Origin of the sequence: uncultured Novosphingobium sp. (assembly GCF_964277725.1) — a bacterium.
Classification (GTDB): Bacteria; Pseudomonadota; Alphaproteobacteria; order Sphingomonadales; family Sphingomonadaceae; genus Novosphingobium; species Novosphingobium fluoreni.
On sequence record NZ_CAXYKL010000011.1, the window covers coordinates 1 to 9,096 of the forward strand.

Genomic DNA, 9,096 nt, shown 5'->3' on the forward strand with positions numbered 1-9,096 from the left:
CCGGGCAGGCGGCTCTCGAACCACTCGCGCGCGGGGCCTTCGCCGATGACCATCACCTTGTGCGGCACGCCCCGCCGCCGCAATGCGTCGATCGAATCGGAAAAGACGTCCAGCCCCTTTTCCATCACCAGCCTGCCCAGAAAGCCGATCACGATCTCGTCATCGCCGATGCCGCAGGAGCGCCGCCACGCGTCAGAACGGGCGCCCGGATGAAAGATGTCGCGATCCACACCGCGTGACCAGATCGAGATATCGTAGTTCATGCGCTGCTCGCGCAGCACTTGCGCCATGCTCTCCGACGGGGCGACCAGCGCATCGCAGCGGCGGTAGAAGCGGCGCAGGATCGCCTCCATCACAGGCTCGGCCCAAGCCATGTTGTAATACCGGAAGTACGTTTCGAACCGGGTATGGACCGACGCCAGGACCGGGAGCTGCCGGTTGCGGGCCCAGGATACCGCTTGATGGCTCACGAGATCGGGCGACGAGACGTGAATCACGTTGGGCGCAAACCGCTTCAGGTCTCGGCGCACGTTGAGGGGCAACCACAGGGGAAAGCGATATTCCCCGCGGCCCGGGATCGGCAGCGCCCTTACACCCACCAGATCGCCCGTCGCCTCGAAGGCGGGTTCGGGTACCGTGGGAGAATAGACACGCACCGACGCGCCCTGATCCAGCATATATCCGGCCAAGCGGTTCAGCGCCTGATTGGCTCCGTCCCTGACATAGTTGTAATTGCCCGAGAAGAGGGCGATGCGCAGGTCCGCGATGTCCATGGTGGCTGCGCCTTAGCGGCGCGTATCGCACTTGGCGAGCGCCGAGCGTTCAATCGCAAGACGGCGCATGAGAAAAGAGCCCGACGCACGGCCGGGCTCTCCACGTTTCGGCATTTATATGAAGCGCTTACCAGCGACCGCCGCGGCGATCCCCATCGCGTCGCTCCCAGTTGCGGCGATCACGGCGCCAGTCACCGCGATCCCAGGCCCGGTCGCGCCGGTCCCAGTCACGCCGATTCCAATCCCGACCGTACCATCCCCGGCGATCCCAGTCGCGGCGGTCCCACCGATCGTAACCATGGCCCCAGCGATCACCGCCGTAACCCCGGTTCCAGCCATATCCATAGTATCCAGATTGTCCGAAATACCGATCGCGGTAGTAGCGGCCCGGCGCACCGTCATAATAATAGTAGTAGTCGGGGTAACCAGCGACGCGCACGTAACGGCGGCTTTGGTAATAGCGGTTGTCGTAGTAGCGGCCATCGCCGCGATCGGCCAGAACCGCGCCTACCGCCAAGCCTACCAGGCCGGCACCGATCGCGATGGCGGTGTCATCACCACGACGGTCCCAATAGGGGCGTGCTTCGGCGGTCTGCACAAGGCCCAGGGACGCCACCGCCAGGGTCGCCGCCGCGCTTACAGTCTTGAAAAACGTCTTCATTCTCATTCTCCCTTCCGTGCCAGCCAAGTACGGCGGATCGGCGGGCGGCTCGAATGGTCGAGCACTTTGGGTTGACCAAAAAGGCGCTGAACCGGGTCTTAACCCGCAGGTCCGGGCGTCCGCTTGATAAATGTTGCAACGATGTCACAGGTTCCCGGTAAGCGAATATCGTGCGGAAACCCTTCAGCCCCGCAAGACTTAGTGCAGCCAAGGGCAGGGTAGTTCAGCCAATTTATCAGGAAGCTTACATGCAGACACGTTCCACCATGACCGCAATCGCTCTCGGCCTAGCCGCTGCGGTCGCAATGCCGGCTTTTGCGCAGGATGCCGGACCGGATCGCGATGGTCACTTCAGCGGCCCATACATCCAGGGGTTCTTCGGCTCTGCCTCGCGCGGCAAGGATACTGGCGACTCGCTGCGTTTCGACACCAACCGTGACGGCCGCTACAATGACGTGGTGACGCTCGCCAATGGCGCCGACGCTTTCTCGCCAGGCTTCTGTGACGGTGGCGCTCGGGGCGCGACCCGCGCCAGCGGTTGCCGTGGCGACAAGGACGGCATCGAGTACGGTGGCCGTATCGGTTACGATTACCGCATGAACAACTTCGTTTTCGGTGGCCTCGTCGAAGCCAGCAAGAACGAAGCTGTTGACCGGACCACCGGTTTCAGCACCACCCCCGCCAGCTATACGTTCGAGCGTGAGCTGAAGTACAACGTGTCCGGTCGTCTGCGCGCAGGTTACACGCCGGGCGGCGGTGCGCTGTTCTATGTCACGGGCGGTGGCGGCATGGCCAAGATCAACCACTCTTTCTTCACCACCAACTCCGCGAATTCCTTCTCTGAAAATCGTGACGGCAAGATGGTGTGGGGCTGGCAGGCCGGCGGCGGCGCCGAGATCATGGTGACGAACAACGTCAGCCTGGGCGTTGAGTACCTCTACAACCGCTACAAGGACAACAAGTACAACGTAGCCGTTGATCGCGGAACTGCGCCTGTCACCAATCCCTTCCTGACGGGTGGTGGCAATGGTTCGAACATCAAGCTGACGAACAGCGATTTCAACTTCCATTCGCTGCGTGCGACCGTCGGCTTCCACTTCTGAGCCGATTGATCACGATGTAAAAAGGCGCCCGGCTCTTGCGAGCCGGGCGCCAGTTTGCCTGGACAGCGTGCAAGGGGAGCCGCTGTCAGGCTAAGCAAAATCAGTAACCGCGGCGGCCCCAATACCCATTGTCGTAGCCACGGCCGTAGTCGTACCCCCGATAGTCCCGCCCGCGATACTGGTTGTAGTACGGGTTCTGGCGGTAGTAATACTGGTTACGATAATAATCCCCACCATCACGATAATAGAGACGGTCGTAATAGTACCGATCGCGGTAGTGGCGGTTCGAATTGGACGCGGCAATCGCGCCAATTGCCAATCCCACGATACCAGCACCCACAGCTATAGCAGCCGTGTCGCTACCCCGCCGATTATAATCGCGGTAATAGTCACGCGCCGTGGCGGGTGAAGCGGTGGCCAGCGCGCTGGCGGCGAGTGTGGTAGCTAGAACTGTTTTCTTGACGAAGTCCATGATCGGTCTCCTTGCTTGACGGAGGCGTCGCCACTGCCTGGCTGTTCGCGCATCAAGTGTTGAGACTCGTATAGTTGTGCTCGGCTGAACCAATCGCGGACATCTATTGCAGCGATTGTTCAGGAAAACGATCGCCGTTATGAACGGGCGGTGTGGCGGGTGACCTTTTCGAGATTTCATCGATGAAGCGCGCGCGTATTTGCGCGAACTCACCGGATGCAAAAACGGGCGAGGCGATTTCGATCGCCTCGGCCGTAATGTGGTTTTCTGGGTCAGCGGGTGCCGACCCTTGTCAGGCTCAGGCTGCGTTCTTCTTGCGGCTGGCCTTCTTGCGCTCGTTCGGATCCAGGAGAGCCTTGCGCAAGCGGATCGACTTGGGGGTCACTTCCACCATCTCATCGTCATCGATGTACGCGATCGCCTGTTCCAGCGTCATCACGCGCGGGGGCGTGAGGCGGATGGCGTCGTCTTTGCCGGTCGAACGGAAGTTCGTCAGCTGCTTGGACTTCATCGGGTTCACTTCAAGATCGTCCGGCTTGGCGTTTTCGCCGATGATCATGCCCTCGTACAGCGGCTCGCCGACACCGACGAACAGCACGCCGCGCTCTTCAAGCGGGCCAAGCGCGTAGGCAACAGCTTCACCGGCGCCGTTCGAGATCAACACGCCGTTCTTGCGACCGGCGATCGGGCCACGGTGGGGGCCGTACTTCTCGAACAAGCGGTTCATGATGCCGGTGCCGCGCGTGTCCGAAAGGAACTCGCCATGATAACCGATCAGGCCACGCGACGGGGCGGAGAAGGTGATGCGGGTCTTGCCGCCGCCCGACGGACGCATGTCGGTCATCTCGCCCTTGCGAACGGCCATCTTCTCGACGACCGTGCCGGAAAACTCATCGTCGACGTCGATCACGACGGTTTCGTAAGGCTCGGTCGGCTTGCCTTGCTCGTCGGTGCCGAACAGCACGCGGGGGCGGCTGATGCCCAGTTCGAAGCCTTCGCGGCGCATCGTCTCGATGACGACGCCAAGCTGAAGTTCGCCACGGCCGGCCACTTCGAAGCTGTCCTTGTCGGCGCTCTCGGTCACGCGGATGGCGACATTCGATTCCGCTTCGCGCGCCAGGCGGTCACGGATCATGCGGCTGGTCACCTTGCTGCCTTCACGACCGGCCATCGGCGAATCGTTGACGGCGAAGCGCATCGACAGGGTCGGCGGATCGATCGGCTGCGCGTGCAGCGGCTCGGTCACAGACATGTCGGCGATCGTGTTCGAAACGGTCGCGGTGGTCAGGCCGGCGATCGAGATGATATCACCCGCCTTGGCTTCGTCGACCGGAACGCGATCGAGGCCATGGAAAGCGAGCAGCTTGGAAGCGCGGCCCACTTCAACGATGTTGCCGTCGTTATCCAACGCGCGGATCGGATCGTTGACCTTCACGGTGCCGGACTGAACCTTGCCGGTGAGGATACGGCCAAGGAAGTTGTCACGATCGAGCAGGGTGACGAGGAACTTGAACGGGCCATCGACATCGGCGGCAGGCGCCGGGACATGCTCCACGATCTTCTCGAACAGCGGGGTCAGCGTGCCTTCACGCGCATCGGGATCCTCGCTGGCGTAGCCGTTGCGGCCCGACGCGTAGAGGGTCGGGAAGTCCAACTGCTCGTCATTCGCGTCCAGGCTGACGAACAAGTCGAACACCTCGTCCAGCACTTCGGCATGGCGGCCATCGGGACGATCGATCTTGTTGACCACCACGATCGGCTTGAGGCCAAGGCCCAGCGCCTTGCCGGTCACGAACTTGGTCTGCGGCATCGCGCCTTCCGAGCTGTCGACCAGCAGGATCACGCCGTCCACCATCGAGAGGATGCGCTCCACCTCGGCGCCGAAATCGGCGTGGCCGGGGGTGTCGACGATGTTGATGCGGTAACCGTTCCACTCCACCGAAGTCGGCTTCGCGAGAATCGTGATCCCGCGCTCCTTTTCGAGATCGTTGGAGTCCATCGCGCGCTCTTCCACGCGCTGGTTGTCGCGGAAGGTGCCGGACTGGCGGAAAAGTTGATCGACGAGCGTGGTCTTGCCATGGTCGACGTGCGCGATGATCGCGATATTGCGCAGCGGAAGCGGGGCTGACATGATAGGCCTGTAAGTTCGAGGAGTGGTACCGCGATGCTTCGCTGCACCGCACAATCCGGGCGCCCTTAATCGAAATCGCCCCGTTGGGCAAGCTTGCCAGAACCAACGAGCATGTTTCGCGTTCCATCATTTCGACTTTCGCACCCGGTTTTTACCGGTATCATCGGGATGGGTGCAATAAAAACAGGGGCCAATCCATGTTCGAATACATGATCCTGCCGTTCCGGCGTTACGCGGATTTCAGGGGCCGTTCCCGCCGGCTGGAGTTCTGGGCCTTCGCTCTGTTCAACGTCATCGTCTATGCCGTTTTGACCGCGCTGATCCTGGGTACGACCGGGTCCTGGCAATCCTTCCGCGACGTGGGAACGGACAGCTACAGCGCGGCCATGACCGTCCTGTTCGGCGGGATGGGCATTCTGTTCCTGATATACTGGCTGGCCACGATCATCCCAACCATAGCCGTCACCGTGCGCCGCCTACACGATCGCGACATGAGCGGCTGGTGGTATCTGGGCTTCGTGGTTCTTTCGATGATCCCGCTGGTCGGCTTTCTCGTCAGCATCGCCTTCCTGGTGATCACGCTGCTTCCCGGTACGCGCGGGCCAAACCGCTTCGGCCCCGATCCTAAGGACCCATCCAGCGCCGAGGTGTTCGCCTGAGCCTTGGCGTGGCGCGTCGTCCGGCACTTTGCTTTGTCTTGATAGGGATGGCGGCATTGGCCAGCTGTAACGGCGCCGCGCCACCAGACCCGAAACCTAGCGAAGACTTGGCCGACGCGCCGCCGGCAATCCCGGTGATGGGCCCTGACCGGCCAATCCTGGCTTTCGGAGATTCGCTGCTTGCGGGATATGGGCTGGACCAAGGAGACAGCTACCCGGCGAAGCTGGAGAGCGCGCTGCGTTCTCGGGGTGTGAACGCCCGGGTCGTCAACGCGGGAATATCGGGGGAGACCACGGCGCAGGGGCTGCAACGGCTGGCCTCCGTTCTGGATGCGCAGACGGCGAAGCCCGACTTGGTGATAATTAGCCTGGGCGGCAACGATATGCTGCAGGGCAAACCTCCGGCGGAGACCCGTGCCAACCTGGACCGGATACTGGCGGTGCTGAACCAGCGCGGTATCCGGATCATGGTGCTGGGGATGATGGCGGCGCCGATGTTGAGCCAGGATTATGCGCGGGATTTCAATCCGATCTATCCGTCTTTGGCCCACAAATATGGTGCGGTGCTGGTCCCGTTCTTCCTGCAGCCGTTGATGGACAAGCCCGATCTGGTTCAGCCTGACCGCGTTCATCCGACTGCGCTGGGCGTGGAAGAAATGGTGGCGGCGACGGTTGACGACGTGGCGGAGGCGCTGCCGAAAGGTTGAACTGTTCTCCTCCGCGATGATCGAGCGGAAGACTACGTCGTCAGCGGCGCGAAACCATGCCGCCTTCTACGCTCCACACGGACGCTTCGCGCAGGATGGCCGAGAAGGGCGCCGCCTCGGTGCCGGTCAGCCATACTTGCGCCGCGCCGGCTCGCAGCCGCTCGAACAAGGCTTCCCGGCGGATCGGATCGAGATGCGCCGCGACTTCGTCCAGCAGCAGCAGCCGGGGCCGACGCTCGCCGACACTCTCCAGCAGCGCCGAGTGAGCCATAACGATCGCGATCAGCATGGCCTTCTGCTCGCCGGTAGAGCAATCCGCCGCCGGTTGGTTCTTGGCCGCCAGCACGACCTCCAATTCGTCACGGTGCGGCCCGGTCAGCGTGCGCTGCGCCGCGCGATCGCGCGATCGACCGTCTCGCAGAGCGGCCGCCAGCGCATCGCTGGGCAGGGGGCCGCCCGCGCGGTACCGCAATTGCGGCCGTGCGAAAGGCGAGTCCGGCAAACTGGCGAGGGCGGCGTCCAGCCCTTCCACCGTCTCCAACCGGGCCTGCGCCACTTGCGCGCCTACCTCCGCGATTTGCGCTTCGATTGCGTCGAGCCATCGGGGATCGGGTGCTCGCTCGTCCGTGAGCATGCTGTTGCGTTCACGAAGCGCGTTTTCCAATCGGCTGGCATTGGTGGCATGGCCGGGCCGCAGCGCCAGCACCAGCCTGTCCAGGAACCGTCGCCGTCCGCCCGCGCTTTCGGAAAAGAGACGGTCCATCGCGGGGGTGAGCCATCCGATGGAGAGCCATTCCCCCAAGCGCACGGCCGGGGCCTCCGCGCCATTGATCTGAACCACGCGCCGTCCGGGCCGGTCTTGCGCGATACCCGTCCCCAGACGCACCGGCTCGCCGCGCCCGCCAAGGTCGGCGCTGACCGCGAATCCGCCGCCGCCGCCATGGCTAGGCATGTCGGCAAGGGCGGCACGGCGCATCCCCCGGCCCGGGGCAAACAGCGAGATCGCTTCCAGCACGTTGGTCTTGCCGGCACCGTTTTCACCGACCAGCAAATTGAAGCGAGCGGTCCCCTCGACCTGCGTGTCGCGGTGATTGCGAAAATTGGAAAGCAGGATGCGGTCAAGCGCCATCGTGGCGCGGGCCTAGCCGTGCGGGGGGCTCCGCGTCAAACCACGCGCGCCTTTGCGAAGGGGGAGAAGTCCGTGCCCTCGTCGAACACATCCACGCCTTCGCGGCGCTTTAGCATGCCGACTACGGCATAGGTCACCGGAGTCAGCACCGCCTCCCAAAGGACTTTCATTGCCCAATTGGTGACCATCACCACCAGAACGGAATGCGTCGTCCAGGTGCCCAGAAAAGCCACCGGATAGAAGATCGCGCTGTCCACGGCCTGGCCGAACACGGTGGAGCCGATGGTGCGGGCCCACAAATGCCTGCCGCCCGTCCACACCTTCATGCGCGCAAGGACAAACGAATTGACGAATTCGCCCGCCCAGAATGCCATCAAGGAGGCAAGAACGATCCGCCACGTGCTGCCGAATACCGATACATATGTCGCCTGACAGACTTGGCCTGCGCTCGTCTTAGCAATGATTCCGGCGTAGAGCGGATCGGCGCTGGCGGCGCAGCCCCAGTCTGCGGCAGGCGGCATGGCGACTACGACGAAGCTCATGAAGGCCATGAAGATCAGCGCGAAAAAGCCCATCCATACGCAGCGACGGGCGTTGGCATAGCCATAGACCTCCGTCAGCACGTCCCCGATGACATAGCTGACCGGGAAGAACAGGATGCCAGCGCCGAACGTGAAGCCCTGCCAGGTCGCCAGCTTGGCCGCGCCGATCAGATTGGACAGCAGCAGGATCGCGACGAAAGCAGCCATTACATAATCGAAATAGCGAAAATGCCGGCGCGCACCGGTCGTGCCATCCAGGCGGGAGAGCGTGGGTTCGTTCATGCCCTTGTGCGTAACGCGGGATAGGGCGCCGGCAAAGGGCATTTGCAATGGCCGGCTCCACGATTTGAACCCACGCGCCGTTTGCGCGACGGGCGATCCGCGCTATGGCGGCACCGCGCGCGCCCGTAGCTCAGCTGGATAGAGCACGAGCCTTCTAAGCTTGGGGTCACAGGTTCGAACCCTGTCGGGCGCGCCAATTTCAGAGAAATTGGTCACCCTTAGTTTAAAGACTAGTTCGAACTGCGTTCGAACGGGCGCGCCATTTCCGTGCGTAATGGGCGCGATCATCATCGCAAAATTGCCCAAATCAGGCTCGGCGGATCGGAGTGCATGCGTGCTGCGATTTTGCTGATGACAAGTCCCGTACCCGGGCTGCATGAATGTCACCACAGCGTATCCACTTTCTTGTCGCGGAGTGGCTAGAACAGAGCGCTGCTGGAGGGTTGAATGCAGCTACGCACGGGTCTGGCAGGACTGCGCGCCGTCAAATCGGTTCTTGCACTGCGTGACGCGACGATGCAGGCCTTCGCCGCGATCGGGTTTCCGCAGGCGTATTTTGTAACGCCAGTCACGTCGGACAAGCGGTTCGGGCGGGTCCATAGCGCCAACAACATGGCGCCGGAATGGTCGACCGCTT

At 62.6% G+C, this 9,096-nt stretch carries 10 protein-coding genes and 1 tRNA gene; 5 read left to right on the forward strand and 6 right to left on the reverse strand.

Annotation, left to right across the window (positions count from 1 at the left end; all coding sequences use genetic code 11):
• On the reverse strand, positions 1 to 773 hold a 773-nt coding region (locus ACHWRX_RS00880; RefSeq protein WP_394657749.1), incomplete at its 3' end, for a glycosyltransferase.
• 127 nt (positions 774 to 900) lie between these two features.
• Positions 901 to 1,434, reverse strand: a complete 534-nt coding sequence (locus tag ACHWRX_RS00885) for a hypothetical protein (RefSeq protein WP_394657750.1) — start codon at positions 1,432 to 1,434, stop codon at positions 901 to 903.
• A 248-nt stretch (positions 1,435 to 1,682) separates the two neighbouring features.
• On the opposite strand from ACHWRX_RS00885, the gene ACHWRX_RS00890 reads away from it, so the two are divergent.
• A complete protein-coding gene (locus ACHWRX_RS00890) occupies positions 1,683 to 2,537 on the forward strand; it encodes an outer membrane protein (RefSeq protein ID WP_394657751.1) in 855 nt (284 codons plus the stop codon).
• A 100-nt stretch (positions 2,538 to 2,637) separates the two neighbouring features.
• Here the strand turns inward: ACHWRX_RS00890 and ACHWRX_RS00895 are convergent, their stop codons facing one another.
• Together ACHWRX_RS00895 and typA are read right to left on the reverse strand one after the other, a co-directional pair.
• Positions 2,638 to 3,009 (reverse strand): hypothetical protein, encoded by a 372-nt coding sequence (locus tag ACHWRX_RS00895; protein WP_394657752.1) that lies wholly within the window; start codon positions 3,007 to 3,009, stop codon positions 2,638 to 2,640.
• 298 nt (positions 3,010 to 3,307) lie between these two features.
• Positions 3,308 to 5,140 carry a translational GTPase TypA gene (gene typA / locus ACHWRX_RS00900; protein ID WP_394657753.1) on the reverse strand — a complete coding sequence of 611 codons (1,833 nt, stop codon included), beginning with the start codon at positions 5,138 to 5,140 and terminating at the stop codon, positions 3,308 to 3,310.
• A gap of 197 nt (positions 5,141 to 5,337) precedes the next feature.
• On the opposite strand from typA, the gene ACHWRX_RS00905 reads away from it, so the two are divergent.
• Both ACHWRX_RS00905 and ACHWRX_RS00910 read left to right on the forward strand, forming a co-directional pair.
• On the forward strand, positions 5,338 to 5,799 hold the full coding sequence (locus ACHWRX_RS00905; RefSeq protein ID WP_058736100.1) for a DUF805 domain-containing protein: 462 nt from the start codon (positions 5,338 to 5,340) through the stop codon (positions 5,797 to 5,799).
• Positions 5,800 to 5,906: 107 nt separating this feature from the next.
• Positions 5,907 to 6,506: an arylesterase gene (locus tag ACHWRX_RS00910; protein ID WP_343055831.1), complete on the forward strand. Its 600-nt coding sequence runs from the start codon at positions 5,907 to 5,909 to the stop codon at positions 6,504 to 6,506.
• Positions 6,507 to 6,546: 40 nt separating this feature from the next.
• Here ACHWRX_RS00910 and recF read toward each other — a convergent pair whose 3' ends face one another.
• Together recF and ACHWRX_RS00920 are read right to left on the reverse strand one after the other, a co-directional pair.
• Complete coding sequence (gene recF / locus ACHWRX_RS00915) at positions 6,547 to 7,635, reverse strand: DNA replication/repair protein RecF (protein ID WP_394657754.1); 1,089 nt, start codon at positions 7,633 to 7,635, stop codon at positions 6,547 to 6,549.
• 35 nt (positions 7,636 to 7,670) lie between these two features.
• Positions 7,671 to 8,459, reverse strand: a complete 789-nt coding sequence (locus ACHWRX_RS00920; protein WP_288417209.1) for a queuosine precursor transporter — start codon at positions 8,457 to 8,459, stop codon at positions 7,671 to 7,673.
• 119 nt (positions 8,460 to 8,578) lie between these two features.
• Between ACHWRX_RS00920 and ACHWRX_RS00925 the strand changes: the two genes are divergently transcribed.
• Positions 8,579 to 8,655: transfer RNA gene (locus tag ACHWRX_RS00925), tRNA-Arg, on the forward strand.
• A gap of 251 nt (positions 8,656 to 8,906) precedes the next feature.
• Positions 8,907 to 9,096: hypothetical protein (locus tag ACHWRX_RS00930; protein ID WP_394657755.1), on the forward strand; the 190-nt coding region annotated here is incomplete at its 3' end.